This is a genomic window from Rhodococcus indonesiensis (assembly GCF_047782815.1).
Taxonomy (GTDB): domain Bacteria; phylum Actinomycetota; class Actinomycetes; order Mycobacteriales; family Mycobacteriaceae; genus Rhodococcus; species Rhodococcus indonesiensis.
The window spans coordinates 1,448,403-1,469,075 of record NZ_CP180630.1; the positions used below are offsets into that span (position 1 = coordinate 1,448,403).

22 protein-coding genes and 1 tRNA gene are annotated in these 20,673 nt (G+C 70.3%); 13 read left to right on the top strand and 10 right to left on the bottom strand.

What is annotated here, in order from left to right; genetic code table 11:
* Positions 1-6: 6 nt before the first annotated feature.
* The 6 genes from ACM26Y_RS06865 to ACM26Y_RS06890 all read left to right on the top strand — a co-directional run bounded on the left by ACM26Y_RS06865 (position 7) and on the right by ACM26Y_RS06890 (position 3,668).
* Positions 7-669, top strand: a complete 663-nt coding sequence (locus ACM26Y_RS06865) for an FtsB family cell division protein (RefSeq protein ID WP_048771906.1) — start codon at positions 7-9, stop codon at positions 667-669.
* Entirely contained in the window at positions 666-1,193 is a 528-nt protein-coding gene (locus ACM26Y_RS06870) for a DUF501 domain-containing protein (RefSeq protein ID WP_040274530.1), read from the top strand. Before ACM26Y_RS06865 ends, ACM26Y_RS06870 begins: the two co-directional genes overlap by 4 nt.
* Positions 1,190-2,146 (top strand): exopolyphosphatase, encoded by a 957-nt coding sequence (locus ACM26Y_RS06875; RefSeq protein WP_416063004.1) that lies wholly within the window; start codon positions 1,190-1,192, stop codon positions 2,144-2,146. The genes ACM26Y_RS06870 and ACM26Y_RS06875 overlap by 4 nt, the downstream gene beginning before the upstream one ends.
* 118 nt (positions 2,147-2,264) lie before the next feature.
* Positions 2,265-2,341 (top strand) — tRNA-Leu (locus ACM26Y_RS06880).
* Positions 2,342-2,653: 312 nt separating this feature from the next.
* Complete coding sequence (locus ACM26Y_RS06885) at positions 2,654-3,316, top strand: hypothetical protein (RefSeq protein WP_416063005.1); 663 nt, start codon at positions 2,654-2,656, stop codon at positions 3,314-3,316.
* 181 nt (positions 3,317-3,497) lie between these two features.
* Positions 3,498-3,668 (top strand): hypothetical protein, encoded by a 171-nt coding sequence (locus tag ACM26Y_RS06890; protein WP_162919285.1) that lies wholly within the window; start codon positions 3,498-3,500, stop codon positions 3,666-3,668.
* A gap of 31 nt (positions 3,669-3,699) precedes the next feature.
* Here the strand turns inward: ACM26Y_RS06890 and ACM26Y_RS06895 are convergent, their stop codons facing one another.
* The 6 genes from ACM26Y_RS06895 to ACM26Y_RS06920 form a co-directional block, all read right to left on the bottom strand.
* Positions 3,700-3,861 carry a hypothetical protein gene (locus ACM26Y_RS06895; RefSeq protein WP_416063006.1) on the bottom strand — a complete coding sequence of 54 codons (162 nt, stop codon included), beginning with the start codon at positions 3,859-3,861 and terminating at the stop codon, positions 3,700-3,702.
* A gap of 131 nt (positions 3,862-3,992) precedes the next feature.
* On the bottom strand, positions 3,993-4,145 hold the full coding sequence (locus ACM26Y_RS06900; RefSeq protein WP_289377280.1) for a hypothetical protein: 153 nt from the start codon (positions 4,143-4,145) through the stop codon (positions 3,993-3,995).
* Between the two features lie 54 nt (positions 4,146-4,199).
* Positions 4,200-4,775 (bottom strand): hypothetical protein, encoded by a 576-nt coding sequence (locus tag ACM26Y_RS06905; RefSeq protein ID WP_416063007.1) that lies wholly within the window; start codon positions 4,773-4,775, stop codon positions 4,200-4,202.
* Between the two features lie 16 nt (positions 4,776-4,791).
* On the bottom strand, positions 4,792-5,940 hold the full coding sequence (locus ACM26Y_RS06910) for a zinc-dependent alcohol dehydrogenase (protein ID WP_416063008.1): 1,149 nt from the start codon (positions 5,938-5,940) through the stop codon (positions 4,792-4,794).
* Between the two features lie 111 nt (positions 5,941-6,051).
* On the bottom strand, positions 6,052-6,753 hold the full coding sequence (locus ACM26Y_RS06915) for a type 1 glutamine amidotransferase domain-containing protein (protein ID WP_416063009.1): 702 nt from the start codon (positions 6,751-6,753) through the stop codon (positions 6,052-6,054).
* A 297-nt stretch (positions 6,754-7,050) separates the two neighbouring features.
* Positions 7,051-7,194, bottom strand: a complete 144-nt coding sequence (locus ACM26Y_RS06920) for a hypothetical protein (RefSeq protein ID WP_169833332.1) — start codon at positions 7,192-7,194, stop codon at positions 7,051-7,053.
* A gap of 357 nt (positions 7,195-7,551) precedes the next feature.
* On the opposite strand from ACM26Y_RS06920, the gene ACM26Y_RS06925 reads away from it, so the two are divergent.
* Entirely contained in the window at positions 7,552-9,048 is a 1,497-nt protein-coding gene (locus ACM26Y_RS06925) for a DUF4389 domain-containing protein (RefSeq protein ID WP_210062651.1), read from the top strand.
* A 72-nt stretch (positions 9,049-9,120) separates the two neighbouring features.
* Here ACM26Y_RS06925 and ACM26Y_RS06930 read toward each other — a convergent pair whose 3' ends face one another.
* Positions 9,121-9,318 (bottom strand): CsbD family protein, encoded by a 198-nt coding sequence (locus ACM26Y_RS06930; protein ID WP_003935098.1) that lies wholly within the window; start codon positions 9,316-9,318, stop codon positions 9,121-9,123.
* 110 nt (positions 9,319-9,428) lie between these two features.
* Here ACM26Y_RS06930 and ACM26Y_RS06935 point away from each other — a divergent pair, with 110 nt between their 5' ends.
* Positions 9,429-9,620, top strand: a complete 192-nt coding sequence (locus ACM26Y_RS06935; RefSeq protein ID WP_010592900.1) for a hypothetical protein — start codon at positions 9,429-9,431, stop codon at positions 9,618-9,620.
* A 31-nt stretch (positions 9,621-9,651) separates the two neighbouring features.
* Here ACM26Y_RS06935 and ACM26Y_RS06940 read toward each other — a convergent pair whose 3' ends face one another.
* Positions 9,652-10,668: a magnesium transporter CorA family protein gene (locus ACM26Y_RS06940; protein ID WP_416063010.1), complete on the bottom strand. Its 1,017-nt coding sequence runs from the start codon at positions 10,666-10,668 to the stop codon at positions 9,652-9,654.
* A gap of 35 nt (positions 10,669-10,703) precedes the next feature.
* Complete coding sequence (locus ACM26Y_RS06945) at positions 10,704-14,198, bottom strand: protein kinase domain-containing protein (RefSeq protein WP_416063627.1); 3,495 nt, start codon at positions 14,196-14,198, stop codon at positions 10,704-10,706.
* Between the two features lie 161 nt (positions 14,199-14,359).
* Between ACM26Y_RS06945 and ACM26Y_RS06950 the strand changes: the two genes are divergently transcribed.
* The 3 genes from ACM26Y_RS06950 (at position 14,360) to ACM26Y_RS06960 (ending at position 16,805) form a co-directional block, all read left to right on the top strand.
* Positions 14,360-14,719 carry a hypothetical protein gene (locus ACM26Y_RS06950; protein WP_003935094.1) on the top strand — a complete coding sequence of 120 codons (360 nt, stop codon included), beginning with the start codon at positions 14,360-14,362 and terminating at the stop codon, positions 14,717-14,719.
* The gene (locus ACM26Y_RS06955; RefSeq protein ID WP_416063011.1) at positions 14,713-15,858 is read left to right on the top strand and encodes a class I SAM-dependent methyltransferase; all 1,146 of its coding nucleotides are present in this window, start codon (positions 14,713-14,715) and stop codon (positions 15,856-15,858) included. The genes ACM26Y_RS06950 and ACM26Y_RS06955 overlap by 7 nt, the downstream gene beginning before the upstream one ends.
* Before the next feature lie 95 nt (positions 15,859-15,953).
* The gene (locus tag ACM26Y_RS06960; protein WP_003935092.1) at positions 15,954-16,805 is read left to right on the top strand and encodes a Bax inhibitor-1/YccA family membrane protein; all 852 of its coding nucleotides are present in this window, start codon (positions 15,954-15,956) and stop codon (positions 16,803-16,805) included.
* Here ACM26Y_RS06960 and ACM26Y_RS06965 read toward each other — a convergent pair.
* Positions 16,802-17,764, bottom strand: a complete 963-nt coding sequence (locus ACM26Y_RS06965) for an SGNH/GDSL hydrolase family protein (protein WP_416063012.1) — start codon at positions 17,762-17,764, stop codon at positions 16,802-16,804. The two genes, ACM26Y_RS06960 and ACM26Y_RS06965, sit on opposite strands and share 4 nt — an antisense overlap.
* Positions 17,765-17,897: 133 nt before the next feature.
* Between ACM26Y_RS06965 and ACM26Y_RS06970 the strand changes: the two genes are divergently transcribed.
* Positions 17,898-19,283, top strand: coding sequence for a cystathionine beta-synthase (locus tag ACM26Y_RS06970; RefSeq protein WP_040274555.1), 1,386 nt, complete (start codon positions 17,898-17,900; stop codon positions 19,281-19,283).
* Positions 19,284-19,354: 71 nt separating this feature from the next.
* On the top strand, positions 19,355-20,509 hold the full coding sequence (locus ACM26Y_RS06975; protein ID WP_003935087.1) for a cystathionine gamma-synthase: 1,155 nt from the start codon (positions 19,355-19,357) through the stop codon (positions 20,507-20,509).
* The last annotated feature ends 164 nt before the right edge of the window (positions 20,510-20,673 follow it).

A 20,673-nucleotide genomic window follows, 5' to 3' on the forward strand; every position in this document is an offset into this window, starting at 1 on the left:
ACCCGCATGAGCCAGCGCGGTAGGTCCCGGCCCGGCGCCCGACGCACCCGCACCGAGGGTGCGCCGGGCGCTCGGCGGCCCGGCCGGGCCCGCCCGGCCGGACCGACTGCCTCGACGGAACCGACCGCCGACGCCTCCGGTGCCCGCACCGGAGGCACCGGGGGCCGGGCCCGGCCCACCCGGGTCGGGACGCCGCGCGAGTCCCGGGCCGCCCGCGCCGAGCGCACCTTCTTCGGCCTGTCCACCGGCCGTGCCGTCGTCCTCGCCCTCGTGGTGTGCGGGCTCGCCCTGACCCTCGCGGTTCCGCTGCGCACGTACGTCAGCCAACGGTCCGAGGCCGAGCGGGTCGCCGCGGAACGGGCGCAGCTCGAGCAGGAGATCGCGGCGCTGCGCGAACAGAAGGCGCAGATCGAGGATCCCGCGTGGATCCGCGCCCAGGCCCGCGAGCGCCTGCGGTTCGTCATGCCCGGCGAAACCCCCTACCAGGTGCAGTTGCCCGGCGACTATCAGGAACCGGTCGCCGAGCAAGCCGAGGAACTGCCTTCCACGGGCGCCTGGTACAGCGACCTGTGGCAGTCGGTGTCCGTGCCCGCGCCAGAACCCGAACCCGCCCCGGTGCCGCGGCAGATGCCGGTGGCGCCCCCAGAACCAGGAGAACCGACCGGGTGACCGATCCCGTCGCACAGGAAGACCTCGACGCCGTCGCCGCCCAGCTCGGGCGGGCTCCGCGTGGCGTTCTCGCCATCGCCTACCGCTGCCCGGACGGCGCCCCCGGCGTGGTGAAGACCGCACCCAAGCTGCCCGACGGCACGCCGTTCCCGACGCTGTTCTACCTCACCGATCCGCGGCTCACCGCCGAGGCCAGCCGGCAGGAATCCGGTGGGGTCATGAGGGAGATGACCGAGCGGATCGCCGCCGACCCGGAGATCGCGGCCGCGTACCGCCGTGCCCACGAGTCCTACCTGGCCGAACGCGACGCCATCGAATCGCTCGGCACCGACTTCAGCGGCGGCGGCATGCCCGACCGCGTCAAGTGCCTGCACGTACTCATCGCTCATTCCCTCGCCAAAGGACCCGGGGTGAACCCGTTCGGCGACGAAGCCGTCGCCCTCGCCGCCGACGCCGGCCTGCGCGGCACCGCGATCCCCGCCGACTGGCCCACCTACGCCGAACTGCGCGGGCAGGGCGAGTGACCGCGGGTACCCGCCGCGTCGCGGCGATCGATTGCGGCACCAACTCCATCCGCCTGCTCATCGCCGATCTCGACGACGGCGGCCGGCTCACCGACGTCACCCGGTTGATGCGGGTCGTGCGGCTCGGCCAGGGCGTCGACGCGACCGGCCGGCTCGCCCCCGAGGCGATCGAACGCACCCGCGTCGCCCTCGTCGAATACGCCGGCCTCGTCCGCGAGACCGGGGCGCAGGCGGTGCGAATGGTCGCCACCTCCGCCACCCGCGACGCCGCCAACCGGGACGACTTCTTCGCCATGACCCGCGAGGTCCTCGGCGCGGTGCTCGCCGGTGCCGAGGCCGAAGTCATCTCCGGCGACGAGGAAGCGCGGCTGTCCTTCACCGGCGCCGTGGGCGAACTCGACCCGGCACGCGGGCCGTTCGTCGTCGTCGACCTCGGCGGCGGTTCCACCGAGGTGGTGCTCGGCGACGTGGACGGCGTGCATGCCGCCTACTCCACCGACATCGGGTGCGTGCGCCTGACCGAGCGGTGCCTGCACGACGACCCGCCCACGGCCGAGCAGGTCGCCGCGGCGCGCACGTTCGCGGGGGAGAAGATCACCGAAGCGCTCGCCCACGTGCCGGTGGAGCAGGCCCGCACCTGGGTCGGCGTCGCCGGCACCATGACCACGATCGCGGCGCTCGCGAACGGGCTCGAGGAATACGACCCCGAGCGGGTGCACCTGTCCACTGTCGGCTTCGACCGGCTGCGCCAGGTGTGCGACGGCCTGCTCGCCGCCACCCACGACGAACGCGCCGCGCTCGGCCCGATGCACCCCGGACGGGTCGACGTCATCGGGGGCGGAGCCGTCGTCACGACCGTGCTGGCCGACGAACTCGCTCGTCGCGCGGGCATCGGCGAGCTGGTCGTGAGCGAGCACGACATCCTCGACGGGATCGCACTGTCGATCGCGTAGGCAGCCGCGGCACTCAGCCGCTCCGCGCCCAGCCGTACGCGCTGACGATCGTCTCCGCGGATGACTGGGCGCGGCGCGGCTGCGGGCCCCGAGGCGCCACGCTCTACTCTCTTCATGCGCCCCCATAGCCCAATTGGCAGAGGCAGCGGACTTAAAATCCGCCGAGTGTCGGTTCGAGTCCGACTGGGGGCACCACAACCCACCAGCTGTGAGCCGACCCGACCGGTGCGTTCGATACGGCTTCCGGACCGCCCCGCGTGGGGCCGAGGGCGATGGTCATGACGGGCATCACTGGCAGCCGCGACTTCCGCCCCTACAATGCCCTGTGTGCTTACCGAACCAAACGATCGCCTGGGCGCGTCCGTCCGGAGGGGTGCAGTGCGGCTCGGCATCGTGTGGGGGTCGCTGGCCCTCGCAACTGGAGTCTCACCCCTTGCCTCCGCGGATCCGGGTACCGCAGACGAACAGGTCCGCGCCTCCGCGCCGGAGTTCGCTCCGATTCCAGGAATGGCAGCCTCCCCGCTCGCGGCCACCGCCGACGAGGGGGTCGAGGGCATCCGCCGCGCACCGGCTCCGCTGGTCCTGCGTGCGGCCGACGACTTCGATCGTCCGGACGGTCCGCTCGGCCCGAACTGGATCACCCACGGGGGCGGCACCCTGAAGATCGTGAACGGTCATCTCGACGGCCGGGGGACTCCGTCGACTCCGCTGAGTCTCGCGTTCTGGAGTGAGCCGATGCCGAGCGAGACGCAGGTGATGCGGTGTGTGGTCCGCTGGAACGGACGCGACCCGGAGCACTCGTCGATCGGACCGGTGGTGCGTGCCAATCCCGGTGTCGACACCGGTGTGCAGTTCGCGTTCACCGAGAGCATGATGGCGTTGTACTACGAGGATCCTTCCAGCCCGAACGGATTCGCCCCCGCTGCAGGGACGCCGCAGTACGCGTCCACGTCGAAGTTCCCCGAAGGCGCGGTCGTCGAGCTGCGTGCCGACGGGAACCGGTACACGGCCAGGGTCAACGGCAGGATCGTGCTGCAGGGGACCGTGGAGGCCGACCGGATCCCGTTCACGAATCGGTACGTCGGCACGGTCATCCAGGACGACAGCCGGGAACGGGGCGGTGGACAGCCCCCCGCTCAGCTCGACGATTGCCGGGCGTTGACTCCCTGACGGGACCCGTCGAGCAGAGACCCGGCGGAAGCGGCGATCGTTCACGACATCCGGGAGGGTTCGGCAGGACACGTCGTCAGGCGGGGAGAACCGACGACACGCCACCGATCCAGTTGCCGTCGGGTAGTTCGAGCGCTCTTCCCACCCGGCACGGGGTCCGCGATGACGATACGTTCGGAACATGTCGAACGAATCCGAAAGTGCCGTTCTGTCCCTCACGACGCCGGTCACGATGAGCATCGTCCGGGCCTTCCTCGCGGGCGCTCCCGAAGACGCCACGCTGGAACTCGATTCTTCCGATCCCGGAGAGCCGAAGCTACTGCTGACCTGGGCGAAGCGTCAGAAGGGGTGATCCACGGCCGGGGCGGTCCCGACCGGTCGGGTCAGGGCCGCTCCCGGTTCTCCCGTTCCTCCCAGTCGTGCCCGACCTGTTCCTCCAGCGTCCATTCCGGGGCTCCCGACCGCGGGCGGGTGTGCGCCCATGCGAGGGCTTCGTCCTCGGTCTCGAACGACTGCTGGTCGATGACGGCACCGTCTCGGTCCACAATCCGAAAGTGCTTCACACCCGGAATCGTTCCAGGCGAGCATTCCCTTCGGGCCGCATTCGGCCGAATGCGACGCCCTGAAACGCAGGGGAGGGGTGACGACGGCCGTCGGCGAGCCTTCCGCCGCAGCCTCAGCGCAGCGTTCCGCCCGAGGCCAGCAGCAACAGCACTGTCGCCGAGACGACGACCGCAACGACGACGGCGACGATTGCCACCATGCCGCGCGGAGACTCGGGGTCACCGAAGAGCGGTTCGTCTTTGTCCCACTTCCACGGGCAGCGCACAGCTACAGGAAACCGGATGCCCGGTATGTCTGCAAGGCGTAGTCCCGCCGGCGGTCACGAGGAGCGACGTTTCCGCAGTGCCTGCACTGCGGTGGCCGTAGCGGCGCCGGCCACGACCCACGGTGCGCCGACGACGATCGGATCCATCCACTCGTGTGCGGCATCGACTCGCTTGCGGCCGGCTCGGGCCCGCACCCCGTGATGCGTGAACTCGCTCCGGACACCCGTCTCGGTGATCGGGTTGTCCGGACGTCCCGTGACGAAGGAGCGCAGGTGTGATTCGACAGCGTCGACCCGGTCCGCGCCGAGAAGGATGAGCCAATGCGCGGCGCGGCCCTCGCTGAACCGGCGGTAGGCGTACTTGCGCAGGACCCCCGACAGGCCCCGGGGTGGGCAGGAGGTGCCGAAGACCGGGGTGAGAAATGCGTGCTCGATCGAGCGTTCGCGGGGCCATCGCTCTTCCTGGCGTTCCGGAAAATCCCAGTGGGCGCCGCTCGCGCCAGGATCGAAGCGTTCCTTCGGCACCGCCGGCCGGTCCTTCGGGTCGAGGTCCACGCCCCACCCGGGAATGGTGGCACGCAGTTCGTCGCTCGACTTCCTGCGCTCGGGCTTGTCCGCTGTGTAGGGCATGGTCGCCGATTCCTCCTCAATTGCCGCTCGGCACGACGACCGGTTTGATGCAGTCGTCCAGCTTGGCCGAGAAGATGTGATAGGCCTCCGCGATGTGCTCGAGTGGGATTCTGTGCGTGACAATCTCTTTGGGGTCGAGGTAACCGTTACGGATGTGCTCGAACAAGCGTGGCCATTGACGCTTGACCGGGCACTGGTTCATCCGCAGCGTCAGTCCCTTGTTCATGGCGTCCCCGAACTTCACGGCGCTGAACATCGGGCCGTACGCGCCCATCACGGAGATCGTCCCGCCCTTGCGAACCGAGTCGATCGCCCAGTTCAGGGCGGCCGGAGAGCCGCCCTGCAGTTTGAACTTGGCTGCGGTGACGTGCTGCAGGAGATTGCCGTCAGCCTCGGCGCCGACCGCGTCGATGGCCACGTCGGCACCGAGATGATCGGTGACCTTCTTCATGTGCACGACGATGTCGTCGTACTCGGCGAAGTTGTACGTCTCGGCGTGCGCGAATGTGCGCGCCTTCTCGAGGCGGTACTCGAGGTGATCGATCACGATCACACGTCCGGCGCCCATGAACCACGCCGACTTCGCGGCGTACAGGCCCACCGGTCCCGCGCCGAAGACCACGACGGTGTCGCCTTCGGCGATGTCGCCGAGCTGCGCCCCGAAGTACCCGGTGGCGAGCGCGTCGGTGCACATCAGCGCATCCTCGGCGTCTATCCAGTCCGGGACGAGTGCCGGCCCGACGTCGGCGAACGGCACCCGGACGAATTCGGCCTGACCGCCGTCGTATCCGCCGCAGGTGTGGGAGTAGCCGTAGATGCCGCCGACGGCGGTGGCGTTCGGATTGACGTTGTGGCAGTTCGAATACAGTCCGCGCGCACAGAAGTAGCACGAGCCGCAGTACACGTTGAACGGAACCATCACCCGGTCCCCGGGCTGCAGGTTCTGCACCGACGGCCCGACCGCGTCGACCACACCGACGAACTCGTGTCCGAACGTCATGCCCACGCGGGTGTCGGGCATCATGCCGTGGTAGAGGTGCAGATCGGAGCCGCAGATGGCGGCGAGTTCCACCCGAACGATCGCGTCGTTCGGGTGCTCGATCCTCGGGACGTCCTTCTCCTCCACCCGTACCTTGTACGGTCCCCGATACACCATTGCTCGCATCCGCGCCTCCTCGAGTTGCCCACGACAGGTACCCGGTGGCGCAGCGTCGAAACGGAACCCGTGGGCCCAGGGTGTCGATTCCGCCGGCCGAGTCCTCGAACGCCGAACGGGCTAACTCTTCGTCGCCTCGACCACTCGCTCGGCCACCGCGCGCGACGACGCCGGGTTCTGCCCGGTGTAGAGGCTGCGGTCGACGACCACGTGTGATTCCCATGCCGGTCCCGCGTCGAATCGGGCGCCGCTCTCGCGGAGGCGGTCCTCGAGCAGCCACGGCGCCTTCTCGGCGAGCCCGGCCTGCGTCTCCTCCTCGTTGGTGAAGCCGGTCATCCGGTACCCGTCGAAGAGCCAGCCGCCCTCGGCACCTCGTGCGGGCAACAACGCTGCGGGAGCATGGCATACGACGGAGACGAGCTTGCCGGCGGCCATGAACTCCGCGAGCAGCCTGCCGAACGGTTCGGACACGGCGAGGTCCTCCATCGGGCCGTGCCCGCCCGGGACGAACACGAGGTCGTAGTCCTCGGCGCGCACGTCCTCGAGTACGGCGGGCGAGTCGAGGACCGGCTTCAGCTCAGTGAGGGTCCGCCGCAGCTCGTCACTGCGGTCCTCGCCGCCGGCGGCGTCGGGTGCGAGGCTGGCCTCGTCCACGACCGGGCTGCGGCCGCCCGGCGTGGCGAACGTGAGACGGAAGCCGGCATCGGTGAACACCCGGTACGGCTCGATCAGTTCCTCGGCCCAGAATCCCGTCGGGTGTTGCGTACCGTCGGCGAGCGTCCAGTGATCGGCTCCTGTCACGACGAACAGCACCTCGGTCATGATCAATCCTTCCGGTCGGGAACGGGTCGTGGGGCGACCCACAGGGTGCGTTCCCGTTCCCGGCCGGTTCCAATCGTCGTTCCGGGCATCGCCCGGAATGACGAACGCCCCGGCACGGAGCCGGGGCGTTCGCGTGGCCGGGTCTTCCCCTCCGGCCGTGGTCCACTGTACGCGACCGGGCGGCGGTCCGGCCGCACGGGGCATCCGTTGCGAGGGCGGCGCCGGGATCGTCTGGCGGGCACGTCATCCCGCAGTCCGAAACCGATTTCCCGCAGTGCGGAACGACGCGGACGGCGATCAGGCCCGGGCGGAGAAGATGGCGTTGTAGTCGTACGGGCCGCTCGGCGGCTGCGAGGTCGCGACGGGCTCGGTGCTGCCCTCGTCGCCGGGAGTGGTGGGCTCGACGAAGAGCGGCGTCTGGAACTCGGTTTCGTTGTGCATGATGTCCTTTCGGGCCGGCGAGCCGTGTCGGGCGGCGTAGCTGTGGTACCCCGACGCTGCCGCCGCTACACCCGCACCCGGTATGCGGGTACGGCAGTTCCGGGGCAGGGCTCGGTGGGTGGTGCTCGACCGAAATCACGCTGTACTCGCCCGACCGGAAGCGATCGACCGAGACGTGTCGTCGATGCCCTCACCCTACACGCCGCTGGATGGCCGATGCGTTACGCGCACGGAACCGGTGCGTGACGTGTCGCTGGGTGCGGCGCGGCGAGGTGGGGCAAAGTCTTGTTCGTCCTGTTCGGTCGCGTCTACGGTGAGTTCGGACCGCGTGTACGACACTCCGAATCGGAGGCCGCTATGAAGGCCGGCAAGATCGTCATGTTCGTGGTGGGTGTTCTGCTGTCGATGCTCGGACTGGCCCTGCTCGCCGCCGCCGGGGTGCTCGGCTGGGGGTACTTCGTCCAGCGCGACGACGGCTGGTTCACCGCTCCGACCGAGCGTTTCCGCACCGACTCGAGCGCCCTCGTCTCCGAACGCATCGACCTGGTCTTCGACGACACGCCCACCGGTTTCGGCGCCGAGGACTTCGGCCGGCTCAGATTGCGTGCGGCATCGGAGGATCCCGGACAGCCGGTGTTCGTCGGCATCGGCCCGCAGCGGGAGGTCGACGCCTTCCTGTCCGGGGTCGCACACGCCGAACTCACCGACGTCCGGTTCGAGCCGTTCCGCGCCGAGTACCGCGAGATCCCCGGCGACGACCCCGCCCAGGTTCCCGGTGACGAGGACTTCTGGGCCGCGTCGGCTGCCGGACCCGGGACACAGGAATTGCGCTGGGACTTCCAGGAAGGGGTGTGGTCGATCGTCGTGATGAACGCCGACGCCACCCCGGGCGTCGTCGTGGACCTGCAGGCGGGCGCCCAGTTCCCGTTCCTGGGACCCCTCGCGCTGTGGCTGCTCGTCAGTGCTCTCGTCCTGCTCGTGATCGGGGTTCCGCTGCTCGTCCTCGGCGCGGTGGGGCTCGGCCGGCACGGTCCGCCCTCGGCGCACGCTCCGCCGCCGGCCGCCGTCGCCCCGGGCACCTACCCGGTGATGTTGCGCGGCGACCCGGACTCGCCGTCGCGCTGGCTGTGGCTCGTGAAGTGGCTCTTGGCGATCCCGCACTACATCGTGCTCTTCTTCCTCGCGATCGCGCACTTCGTCACGACCGTCGTCGCGGGCTTCGCGATCCTGTTCACCGGCCGCTACCCGCGGGCGCTGTTCGACTTCAACGTCGGCGTGATGCGGTGGTGGTGGCGGGTGGGGTTCTACACCTACTCGGCGCTGGGCACCGACCGGTATCCGCCCTTCAGCCTGCATCGCACGGACTACCCCGCCGACTTCGACGTCCCCTATCCGGAACGTCTCTCCCGGGGACTGGTGCTGGTCAAGTGGTGGCTGCTCGCCGTCCCGCACTACCTGATCCTCGCCGTGCTCGTCGGAGGCGGGGCCACCGCGACCTCAGGCGACTGGGACGACGCGGCGTGGACCTACTCGTGGTCCCTGCTCGGCATTCTCGTGCTCGTCGCGGCGATCGCCCTGCTGTTCACCGCCCGCTACCCGAGCGGGGTGTTCGATCTCGTCGTGGGCATCAACCGCTGGCGTTTCCGGGTGTGGGCCTACGCGGCGCTGCTGCGCGACGAGTACCCGCCGTTCCGGCTCGACCAGGGCCCCCGGGAACTGCACGAGTACGCGCCGCTGGCCGGGCCGCGCGACGACCTCTCACCGGAACCCGGTCGAACGCAGATTCCGCTGTCGAAGGAGCAGTACGGCAACGCGACCTCCGGGGAGCAGGCACGGCCGGGGGAGGGACGCTGACGGCCCCGGAAACGAGCCGTGGCCCCGTCGACGGGGTCGACGGGGCCACGCGCGTGCTTGCGCGCCGCGGCGCTACTTCTTGAACGAGTCCTTGACCTTGCCGGCGGCATCGGAGATCTTGTCGCCCGCCTGCTTCAGACCGCTCGACGCCTGGTCGCCCCGGCCCTCGGCCTCGAGGTCGCGGTCGCCGGTCGCGCGGCCGGCGCCTTCCTTGGCCTGACCGGTGACGTCCTCGGCCTTGTGCTTGGCCTTGTCGATGAAATCAGCCACTTCATCCTCCTTCGTCCGTGGTCACTTCCATCCCCGGATACCCCGGCCCCGGCCATGCCAATCCTGGGGGCTCGGGTTTGAGTGCCGGATCGCCGGGGAAAGCCCCCGGCATGGCTACATACCGAGTGATCGACCCCAAGGGCGAAGTGGTGGCGACCAAGGACATCGAGAGCGCGGACGACGCGCACGCCTGGTTCGTGGACTCCAAGGCCGACAACAGCGAACTGGGCTGGCGTATGGAGGTCAGGGTCGAGGGCGACGACGACTGGCGGTTCTTCGACGACTCCGAAGGAACCACGTAGCCGAGCAGACACGTGCCGTACCCGGCGTCCGTCACAACCAGTTGCGTTGCTTGAACACGATGTAGAGGGTTCCCGCGGACGCGGCGATGACCGCGGTGCTCGACAGCACCCCGCTCCACTGCCCGAAGCCGGGGTACGGCACGTTCTGTCCGTACCACCCTGTCACCGCGGTGGGCACGGCGATGATCGCGGCCCACCCCGTGAGCTTCTTCATCACCGTGTTCAGCTGCGCGTCCTGCAGCGACAGGTTCGTTTCGAAGACCGTGGTGACCATGTCACGCAGGGATTCGGTCCATTCCGTCGCGCGGATGACGTGGTCGTACAGGTCGCTGTACCAGCCGTCGAGTTCGACGGAGTTGCCCCGCTCGGCCCGGTGCCGCATCACCGCGGCGACCACCTCGCGCATCGGCAGGACGACACGGCGCAACTGGACGAGTTCCTTGCGTACCCGGTAGGTGCGACGCTGGAGCGAGCGTATGTGCGCACGCTCGTCGAACAGCCCGTCCTCGAGTTCCTCGATCGCGTCGTCGAGGCCCTGGATGGCCTCGAACTGGCCGTCGACGACGACGTCGAGCAGCCCGTGCAGCAGCGCGGCGGTGCCGTGCCGCAGCAGGTCGGCGTTGTCGTCCCAGCGCCGCACCATCTCCTCGACGTCGAATCCGGTACCCCGGTGCACCGTGACCAGGCCGCGTGGGACCACGAACACCGAGACCCGCGTGGTCTCGAGCCGGGACCCGAGCGTGTCGGCCGGCTCGCTCCCGTACGCCAGCGACGTGGCGTAGACGGTCAGGAAGGTGTGCGTGGAGTAGCGGGTGACTTTCGTGCGTTCCCCGTGCGCCACCACGTCCTCGACGGCGTGCGGATCGAATGCCAGCTCCTCCGCGATGTCGGTCAGCTCGCGGTGCGTCGGATCGTGCAGATCCACCCACACCAGGGCGGTCTCGTCCCGGAGGTAGTCGGAGACGTCCGCCAGCGGGTAGTTCTCGGCGACGAGCCGTCCGTCGCGCCAGAGCCTGGTGCGGACGTGGTCGGGGACGGCAGCGGTCACGCTCGCAGTCTGCCCTACCCCGGGCCGACCCGGGCTCACAGCGCGACGCGCGCGCCGCCCGCCTCCGCCAGCCGCACCATCTCGTCGAGGAAGGCCTCGTCCACGGCCGGCCAGTCCGGGGGCCACAACAGGGTGCGCAGCCGATCGCGCAGCAGGGGCAGGAGCGGCACCACATGAACTCCGCCGTCGACGAGGTAGCGGAGCATGCCCAGGCGCCCGCACGTCGCTACGGCGGGGGCGAGCACGTGCTGGGCCTCCTCGATCCGTCCGGCGGCGTGCAGGCACGCCACCAGCAGCCGCGCCGCCTGCAGTTCGGCGCGATGGCGGCCGCGTCCGGAGACGCGGCGGTGCCACAGCCGGGCCCACTCGCATGCCTCGGCGGCGTCCTCGGGCCTGCCGCTGCCGTAGAGCAGCCGGATGGCGGTGGCGTCCTCCACCTGAGCGGTGATCTCCGCGACGCCGTCGGGGTCGGGGGCATCGGAATCGGGCATCTGTCGCGGGGCGGGCTGCGGCCCCGGCAGGCCGAGCCGCACGCGTTCGTTGATCACCCGGGCACGCAGTCGCGGCAGCCGATAGTCGTCGGCGGCCCGCGCTCCCTCGTCGAGCAGTGCCGCCGCGGCGACGCGGTCACCGCGCAGCGCCTTGAGCCGCGCGGCCGTGACGAACCGGGCGATCATGAAGTCCGGTACGCCGCCCTCGGTTCCGAGCTCGTGACTTTCGTCGAGCAAGGCCTCGGCCTCGGTGATTCGGCCCTGTTCGTAGAGCAGCTCCCCGAGCATGGCGGCGGCCAGCCGCGCGGCGTGGGTGTGGATGCCGCCCACTTTGCGCGCGGTCCGCAGTCCCGCACGGAAATGTCCCTCGGCCGCGGCGATGTCGAGCTGCTCGTTGGCCGCGATGCCGAGCAGGCACTGCCCGTACACTCGGCTGAACGGGCCGTTGGAGGCACGGTGGTACGGCTCGGCCCACCGCTGCCGTCGCCGGGCGGACTCGAAGTCGAACCGGTAGATGTCCACGAAGGTCGCCACGTTCGCCGCGACGGACACCACCCACGGCCGGAAGGCGTCCGGATCGTCCAGGCACGGCGCGACCTTGTCCGCCACGTCGGCGATGCGGTCGGTGGAGACTGCGACGACACCCTCGACGACATCGGCCTCGACCTGCAGAACCGCGATGTCCTCCGCCGCCGCATTGCAGCAGCTGAAACATCCCCGCGCCGCGTCGAGTGCGGTGCGGGTCTGGTCGGCCCGCTGCAGCAACGCGTTCGCCCACGCCACCGTCATCTGCAGCCGCGGGTGCGTGGCCACCACGCGGGGCGGTAGCTTCGCGACCAGCGCCAGCAGAGTCGTCATGTGGGAGTGCTCGATCAGGAACATCCCGTCGGCGGCGATGATGTCGACGGCGAGTTCCTGGTCGTCGGCGCTGAGCGCATGGTCCACGGCCTCGCGCAGCATGTGCTGGTGTGCGAACCATTGCGCAGCGGCACGATGGAGCGGCTCCACGCGTTCGGGATGATCACGCTCGAGCCGGCGCCGCAGGAAATCCGCGAACAGCCGGTGGTAGCGGAACCAGCTGCCCTCGTCGTCGACCCGGCGCAGGAACAGATCCCGGGCCTCGATCTGCTCGAGCATCGCCTGTCCGTGCAGGTCGCCGGTGAGCGCGGTGGCGAGGCTGCCGGTGATCTCCTCGGTGACGGACGTCGCGAGCAGGAACTCGTACACCTCCGGCTCGAGGGTGTCGAGCACGTTGTCTGCGAGGAACTCGCCGATGGCGTGGTGGCGGCCCGAGAGGTTCTCGATCAGATCGGTCGGGTCCTCGCTGTCGCGCAGGGACAGGGACACCAGTTGCAGCGCGGCGACCCAGCCGTCGGTGACTTCGGTCAGGCCCCGGATGTCCTCGAGTCCGAGGTCGAGGCCGCTCACGTCGCGTAGGAAGCCCTCGGCTTCCTCGGCGTCGAACCGCAAAGCGTCCGAGTCGATCTCGACGAGCTCGTCGAGGACCCGCATCCGGCTGAGCGGCAGCCCGGCCCGGCTTCGGCTGGTCACCACGAGCTGCAGGTGATGACATCCTCGGTCGAGGAGGAAGTCCAGTGCCGCGACGGTTCCCGGTGCGGTGACGAGGTGCCAGTCCTCGATCACCAAGGCCATCGGGGTCTCCTCGTGATGGATCTCGTCGATGAGGGTGGACAGGACGTACCGTTCGGCGTCGTCGCCGTGGGCCTCGAGCACCTGCCGCAGCTGGCGGGCGAACTGCGGACGCACCTGCCGGAACGCCTCGATCAGATGGGTGAGGAACCACACCACGTCGTTGTCGTCCCGGTCGACCGCGAGCCAGGCCACCGCGACGCCCTCGGCGGTGAGGACCTCCCGCCACTGTGCGGCCAGCGTCGACTTCCCGAATCCGGTCGGGGCATGGATCGCGACGAGACGGCGGCGGCGGGCGAGGCGCAGCCGGTCGATGAGGTGGGTGCGCGGGACCAGCGGTCGGCTGGCGGCGTGCGGCCGGAACCGGGTCACCGGCACCGGCGGCGTGGCGATCGCGGTGGGCGTCAGGTGGGGCCCGGTGGTGTGCGGGGTTCCCGGGACGGGCAGCGGCCCGGGTCCGTCCGGATCCGCGGGCAGCGCCATTTCGTCCACGTCGCAGCCGCCCCGCTCCTGGGCCCGCTGCAGCAACTCCCCGAACTCCGCGGCGGACTGCGGACGGGCATCCGGATCGGTGGCCATGCCGCATTCCAGGGCAGAGCACACCTCCTCGGGGACACCGGTGCCCCGCAGGTCCGGGACCGGTTCGGTGGTGATCCGCAGGAACTGCGTGACCACTTGTTCCCCGCGTCGCCGCTCGAAGGCCGCATGCCCGGTCAGTGCGCAGAACAGGGTGGCGGCCAGACCGTAGACGTCGGCGGCCGGGGTCGGCGGCGCGCCGGCCAGGATCTCGGGCGCGGTGAAGGCGGGGGAGCCCGTGATCGCGCCCGACGAGGTGCGGAAGCCGTCCGCGATTCGGGCGATGCCGAAGTCGGTGAGCTGCGGTTCGCCGTACTGGGTGAGCAGGATGTTCGCGGGTTTGACGTCGCGGTGCAGTACGTCGGTCCGGTGCGCCGTCTCGAGCGCGCCGGCGAGTTTGACGCCGATGCGCAGCACGTCCGGCCACGGCAGCGGCCCGTAGCGGCGGATGCGCGCCTCGAGCGAGTCGTGGGGGTGGTAGTGCATGACCAGGTAGGGCCGGCCGCTGCCGGTGGTGCCGACCTGCAGGACGGTGACGATGTGCGGGTGCCCGGAGAGCCGGCCCATCGCGCGTTGCTCGCGGAGGAACCGGTCGAGGTTGTCGGCGTCGAGCGGTGCGGTGAGCACCTTCACCGCGACGGTGCGCTCGAGCGCCGTCTCCAGGCACCGGTACACCACCCCGAAACCACCACGGCCGATCTCGGTTGCGTCGGCGAACCCCGCGAGGCGCAGATCCTCGACGGTCTCGTCCTCCGCCGCGGCGGCGTGGGAGACCGTGGCTCGCTGGGTGGCGAGGGGATCGTTCTCGGCCATCGGGGCACTCACCTCACGTGGATTCCTCCAGGATAGTCCCGGGTGTGGCGGGCACGACACGGATGGATCGCCGGTTCTCCATTACCGTTGTCCGGCCGGGGCTCCCGGCAACGACGGCCGGATCTTCCGGGAAACGACACTGCGATCGGAATTGGGAAACGATGAAGAAGACTCTCGCGGCGCTGTTCGGTACGGGTGCGGTGCTGCTCGCGGCGGCCTGCGGATCGTCCGGTGACTCCGGCTCCGCAGCCGAGGGGACCACCGAGTCCACCACCGCCGCGCCGAGCACGAGCCAGGTCACCGGAAGCACCGGCATCGAGCTGGGCCAGAGCTACGACGAGATCTGCAGTGCCATGGTGCCGTACTTCGACCAGCTCGAATCCTGGGGGCAGGACCGCACCCAGGCCGCCGCCTCCGTCGCCGACGCGCAGAAGTCGCTGCCGGGGTGGGCGGAGCTGAGCGAGGAGCAGCAGGCCGACACCCTGCGCGCCATCGAGAACGCCGGCAAGGGGCAGTGCTGACCGGCGACCCCGCTGCCGGCGACGAGCTGTTCGCCCGGTTGCGGCGCCTCCCCGACGTGGAGGCGCCCAATCTGGTGGCCGTCGACGCCGCCGACAGGTTGATTCTCGACGAGGCCGGCGCCGCGCTCGCCGCGGCGCCGGCCGGGACCGTCGCGGTGATCGACGACCACTACGGAGCCCTCACCCTCGGCGTCGCCGTGCGGCACTCCGCGTCGGGGATCCGGGTTCACCAGGACTCGGTGGTGGGGGAGCGGGCCCTGGCCGCGAACGCCGCCCGCGAAGGACTGACCGATCGTTACACCACGCACGACCTCGGTAGCGATCTGCTCACCGGGGCCCGGGTGGTGCTGCTGCAGTTGCCGCGGTCGCTCGCCGCGCTCACCGAGATCGCCGAGACCGTCGCCCGGTACGCCGACCCCGGCGTCACGGTGTTCGCCGGTGGCCGCGACAAACACATCACGCCCGCGATGAACGAGGTATTGGCCCGCTGCTTCACGGAGGTACGCGCCTCCCGCGGCCGGCAGAAGTCGCGGGTGCTCACCGCCCGCGACCCGATCGCGACCGAGCCGACCTACCCGGTGACCGGCACGGTGCCCGAGGCCGGGCTGACCGTCGTCGCGCACGGAGCGGCGTTCGCCGGCCCTCGCCTGGACATCGGCACCCGCTTCCTGCTGGACTTCGTGCCCCGGCTGCCGCGTGACGCGAGGACCGCCGTCGACCTCGGCTGCGGCACGGGCATCCTGGCCGTCGCCGCGGCCCGGCAGTTCCCCGGCCTGCGGGTGACCGCCACCGACCAGTCCGCTGCGGCGGTCGCCTCGGCCGCCGCCACCGCCGCCGCGAACGACGTCGCCGACCGGGTCGAGGTACTGCGCGACGACGTCGCCGGGACGCTGCCGGATGCCTCCGTGGACGTGGTGCTGTGCAATCCGCCGTTCCACGTCGGCGCCGCGGTGCACACCGGTGCCGCCGTGAAAATGTTCGACGCGGCGGCCCGGCTGCTGCGTCCGGGCGGTGAACTGTGGGCCGTCTACAACACCCACCTGAACTACCGTGGGATCCTGCAGCGGACGATCGGCCGCACGGAAGTTGCAGGACGCAACCGTAAGTTCACCGTGACCAGGTCCGTGCGCACCCGGTAGAGTCCGGTTTGTCCGTGCTCGGCTCGGGTCCGGGAACCCCCGGCGTCCGCGGATCGTTGAACGGACAGAACCGACCACCAGAAGGGATGTGCACGGTGCGCACCACCAGTAACCCGGTGTTCCGCAACCTGCCCAAGCAAGAGGGCGGCGGATACGCCACGTTCGGCTCTGCGACGGCGGGCGCCGCGCAGGTCACTCAGCAATTCGGCCAGCCGCAGTACGCGCCGACGGATCCGTGGGCCCGGCCCACGACCGAGCGGTCGATGACGATCGACGACGTCGTCACCAAGACCGGCATCACCCTCGGTGTGCTGGCGATCTCGGCGCTGATCTCCTACGTCCTCGTCAACGGCAACGTGAACCTCGCCGCGCCGTTCGTCATCGGCGGCGGTCTCATCGGCCTGGTCCTGGTCCTCGTGGCCACCTTCGGCCGCAAGATGGACAACCCGGCCATCGTCCTGGCCTATGCCGTCGCCGAGGGCTTCTTCCTCGGCGCGCTCTCGTTCATGTTCACCGACATCACCTTCGGTGGCGCCGGTGGCGGAACCCTGATCGTCCAGGCGGTGCTCGGCACGTTCGGCGTGTTCTTCGGCATGCTCGTCGTCTACCGCACCGGGGCGATCCGCGTGACCCCGCGCCTGACCCGCATGATCATCGGCGCCCTGATCGGCGTCCTCGTCCTGGCGCTGGGCAACCTCGTCGCGAGCTTCTTCATCGACGGCGGCCTCGGCCTGCGCGACGGCGGCACCCTGGCGATCGTCTTCAGCCTCGTCTGCATCGGCATCGCCGCGTTCAGCTTCCTGCTGGACTTCGACGCCGCCGATCAGCTCATCCGCGCCCAGGCGCCGGAGAAGGCCGCGTGGGGCGTCGCCTTCGGTCTGACCGTCACCCTGGTCTGGCTGTACATCGAGATCCTGCGCCTGCTGTCGTACTTCCAGAACGACTAGCCCAGCTCTCCGGCCACCGTGCCGACCGCGGGCCCCGGGAACACCCGTTCCCGGGGCCCGCGGCGTGTCCGGGGCAGCCACAGGCGCGCGACCGCCGACGTCTGCGGCGGCACCGGCACCGGACCACCGGACCAGAGGTCGAGCCCGGCGGCCAGCACCGGCAGCAGGTGACCGGCCGCGAGCTCGTATCCCGCGGCCGAGGGATGAAATCCGTCCGCGGAGAACAGGTGGTCGGGCGCGGACAGGAACTCGGGCGTCAGCAGGTCGGCCAGCGGCACGGGATGCCCCCCGGCCGCGCGCGTCGCCGCGGCCTGCGCGCGGGCCAGTTGCCGCCCCCACGTCCGTACCACGGTGCGCAGCGGCTGGGGAATCGCACCGACCACCCCCAGATCGGGACACGTACCGACGACGACGACGGCGCCGCTCGTGCGCAGACGCCGCACCGCCGAGCCCAGTCGCTGTGCCGAGCGGTGCAGCGACAGTTTCGCGGTCACGTCGTTGGCCCCGACCAGGATCACGGCCGCGTCGGGCGGCGGACCCGCCACGTACATCGCGTCGACCTGCCCGGCCAGTCCCCGCGACGTGGCGCCGGCGATGGCCTTCGTACCGAGCCGGACGCTGCGGCCCGACTCGTCGGCCAGCGCCCTGGCCAGCAGCACTCCCGGCACCTCCGCCGCGCTCGCGCAGCCCAGGCCGGCCGCCGTCGAATCCCCGAAGATCATCAGGTGCAGGTCGAACGGCACGCCGCGGCGCCACGGCACCGGGGACTGCGCTCCGGGCAGGTACACCCCGTCCGCCTCGGGCGGCTTCGCCCAGGTACGGCCGATGACACCTCTCGCTACCGTCGCCTGGCGCATCAGGTACGTGTACGTGAGCCAGGAGGCGCCGCCGGCGCCGGAGCCGGCGGCGACGGCCGTCGCGCCGGCCAACGCCGCGGTGCGCCACGAGGTTCGGGGCACGGGAGATCACCTTTCCGAGCAGACGGCCCTGGAGTTGCGGACGGCCCTGAGGTTGCCGTGTCCAGTGTGCGTCGAATCCGCCGCTCGAGCAGCCGGAACGCCGTCGGGTACCGGCATCTGAGACCATGGAGGAATGCGCATCGCGGATTCCGTCGTCGACCTCATCGGAAACACCCCGCTGGTCAAGCTCAACTCGGTGACGACACCGGGTTCGGGCGTGGTCGCGGCAAAGATCGAGTACCTCAACCCGGGCGGCAGCTCGAAGGACCGCATCGCCGTCAAGATGGTCGATGCCGCCGAGAAGTCCGGTGCACTGAAGCCGGGCGGCACCATCGTCGAACCGACGTCCGGCAACACCGGAATCGGTCTCGCGCTCGTCGCCCAGCAGCGCGGCTACAAGTGCGTGTTCGTGTGCCCCGACAAGGTCAGCGAGGACAAGCGCAACGTGCTGCGCGCGTACGGTGCCGAGGTCGTGGTGTGCCCGACCGCGGTGCCCCCGGAGCACCCCGACAGCTACTACACCGTCTCCGATCGTCTCGCCCGTGAACTGCCGGGTGGCTGGAAGCCGGACCAGTACTCCAACCCGGCCGGTCCGGAGAGCCACTACGAGACCACCGGCCCGGAGATCTGGCGCGACACGGACGGCAAGGTGACCCATTTCGTCGCCGGCGTCGGCACCGGTGGCACCATCACCGGCACCGGCCGCTACCTCAAGGAGGTCTCGGGCGGCAAGGTCAAGGTGATCGGCGCCGACCCGGAGGGCTCCGTGTACTCCGGCGGCACCGGCCGTCCGTACCTCGTCGAGGGCGTCGGCGAGGACTTCTGGCCCAGCGCCTACGACCCGTCGATCCCCGACGAGATCATCGCCGTCTCCGACGCCGACTCGTTCGACATGACCCGCCGGCTCGCCCGCGAGGAGGGCCTGCTCGTCGGCGGGTCGTGCGGCATGGCCGTCGTCGCCGCCCTGCGGGTCGCCGAGCGTGAGGGGCCGGACGCCCTCGTCGTGGTGCTGCTGCCCGACGGTGGCCGCGGCTACATGTCGAAGATCTTCAACGACAAGTGGATGGCCTCGTACGGCTTCCTGCGGGCCCCGCTCGACGGCAAGCCCGACGATTCGACCGTCGGCGACGTCCTGCGCAGCAAGTCCGGCGAGCTGCCCGCGCTGGTGCACACGCATCCGTCCGAGACGGTCCGCGACGCCATCGAGATCCTGCGCGAATACGGTGTCTCGCAGATGCCGGTCGTGGGCGCCGAGCCGCCCGTCACCGCCGGTGAGGTCGCGGGCAGCGTCAGCGAGCGGGAACTGCTCAGCGCCGTCTTCGAGGGCCGCGCGCGGCTGGCCGACCCGGTCGCGAAGCACATGAGCCCGACCCTGCCGCTGATCGGGGTCGGCGAGTCGATCGCCGCCGCCACGAAGGCGTTCGGCGATACCGACGCGCTGCTGGTCATCGACGACGGCAAGCCCGTGGGCGTGATCACCCGCCACGACCTGCTCGGGTTCATCAGCGCCGGTTCGTAACGGCTGCGGCGGCGGGCCGGGGAGCCTTCCCCGGCCCGCCGTCCTTCCGTCCCGCGGCTAGGCTGAGCCGCATGAGTGAGCAGCGCAGCCACGGATTCTCCACCCGAGCGATCCACGCCGGATACGATCCCGACCCGGCCACCGGTGCCGTCAACGTCCCCATCTATGCGAGTTCGACGTTCGCGCAGGACGGCGTCGGTGGGATGCGCGGCGGCTTCGAGTACGCCCGCACCGGCAACCCCACTCGCAAGCCGCTCGAGGCGAATCTCGCCGCCATCGAGGCGGGAACGTTCGGCCGGGCCTTCAGTTCCGGGATGGCCGCCACCGACTGCCTGCTGCGTTCGGTGCTGCGTCCCGGGGATCATCTCGTCATCCCCAACGACGCTTACGGTGGCACCTTCCGGCTGATCGACAAGGTGTTCACGCAGTGGGGCATCGAGTACACGCCGGCGCCGATCTCCGACGTCGACGCCGTGCGCGAGGCGATGCGGCCCACCACCAAGCTGGTGTGGGTCGAAACCCCGACGAACCCCCTGCTCAACATCGGCGACATCGCGGCACTCGCCGACGTCGCGCACAGCGGTGGGGCGAAGATCGTCGTCGACAACACGTTCGCGTCGCCGTACCTGCAGCAGCCGCTCACCCTGGGTGCCGACGTCGCGCTGCACTCGACCACCAAGTACCTCGGCGGCCACTCCGACGTCGTCGGTGGTGCGCTGGTGACGAACGACGAGGAGTTGGACGCGAAGTTCGCGTTCCTGCAGAACGGCGCAGGCGCCGTCCCGGGTCCGTTCGACGCGTACCTGACGATGCGCGGCATCAAGACGCTGGCCCTGCGCATGGAACGGCACAGCGACAACGCCGAGAAGATCGTCGAGCTGCTCGACGGGCATCCCGCCGTCACCCGGGTGATCTACCCCGGCCACGAGTCGCACCCGGATCACGCCGTCGCCTCGAAGCAGATGCGCCGGTTCGGCGGCATGATCTCGCTGCGTCTGGCCGGGGGCAAGCAGGCCGCCCTCGACTTCTGCGCACGCACCGAGATCTTCACCCTCGCGGAGTCCCTCGGGGGTGTCGAGTCGCTGATCGAGCACCCGGGCGCGATGACGCACGCCTCGACGGCGGGGTCGCTGCTCGAGGTTCCGGACGATCTGGTGCGCCTGTCGGTGGGTATCGAGGATGCCGCCGACCTCGTCGCGGACGTGGAGCAGGCGCTCACGGCCTGACCCGGATGCCGCTCGCGCGTCCGTGCGCGAGCGGCGCCGTCCGTGTTGCTGTAACTTCAAGTCCCGTGTGTGGCGCGTCACAGGGCAAGAACTAGAACGCGTTCTCGCATATATATGATATGGATGTAACGAACCGCATCGGTGATCGAGATCACACAGTACGG

Excerpts from the sequence above, each read along its gene's own strand:
- ACM26Y_RS06865 (WP_048771906.1), top strand. The coding sequence starts at position 7 with ATGAGCCAGCGCGGTAGGTCCCGGCCCGGCGCCCGACGCACCCGCACC.
- ACM26Y_RS06885 (WP_416063005.1), top strand. The coding sequence starts at position 2,654 with ATGGCAGCCTCCCCGCTCGCGGCCACCGCCGACGAGGGGGTCGAGGGC.
- ACM26Y_RS06890 (WP_162919285.1), top strand. The coding sequence starts at position 3,498 with ATGTCGAACGAATCCGAAAGTGCCGTTCTGTCCCTCACGACGCCGGTC.
- ACM26Y_RS06905 (WP_416063007.1), bottom strand. The coding sequence starts at position 4,775 with ATGCCCTACACAGCGGACAAGCCCGAGCGCAGGAAGTCGAGCGACGAA.
- ACM26Y_RS06910 (WP_416063008.1), bottom strand. The coding sequence starts at position 5,940 with ATGCGAGCAATGGTGTATCGGGGACCGTACAAGGTACGGGTGGAGGAG.
- ACM26Y_RS06915 (WP_416063009.1), bottom strand. The coding sequence starts at position 6,753 with ATGACCGAGGTGCTGTTCGTCGTGACAGGAGCCGATCACTGGACGCTC.
- ACM26Y_RS06920 (WP_169833332.1), bottom strand. The coding sequence starts at position 7,194 with ATGCACAACGAAACCGAGTTCCAGACGCCGCTCTTCGTCGAGCCCACC.
- ACM26Y_RS06925 (WP_210062651.1), top strand. The coding sequence starts at position 7,552 with ATGAAGGCCGGCAAGATCGTCATGTTCGTGGTGGGTGTTCTGCTGTCG.
- ACM26Y_RS06935 (WP_010592900.1), top strand. The coding sequence starts at position 9,429 with ATGGCTACATACCGAGTGATCGACCCCAAGGGCGAAGTGGTGGCGACC.
- ACM26Y_RS06945 (WP_416063627.1), bottom strand. The coding sequence starts at position 14,198 with ATGGCCGAGAACGATCCCCTCGCCACCCAGCGAGCCACGGTCTCCCAC.
- ACM26Y_RS06950 (WP_003935094.1), top strand. The coding sequence starts at position 14,360 with ATGAAGAAGACTCTCGCGGCGCTGTTCGGTACGGGTGCGGTGCTGCTC.
- ACM26Y_RS06970 (WP_040274555.1), top strand. The coding sequence starts at position 17,898 with ATGCGCATCGCGGATTCCGTCGTCGACCTCATCGGAAACACCCCGCTG.
- ACM26Y_RS06975 (WP_003935087.1), top strand. The coding sequence starts at position 19,355 with ATGAGTGAGCAGCGCAGCCACGGATTCTCCACCCGAGCGATCCACGCC.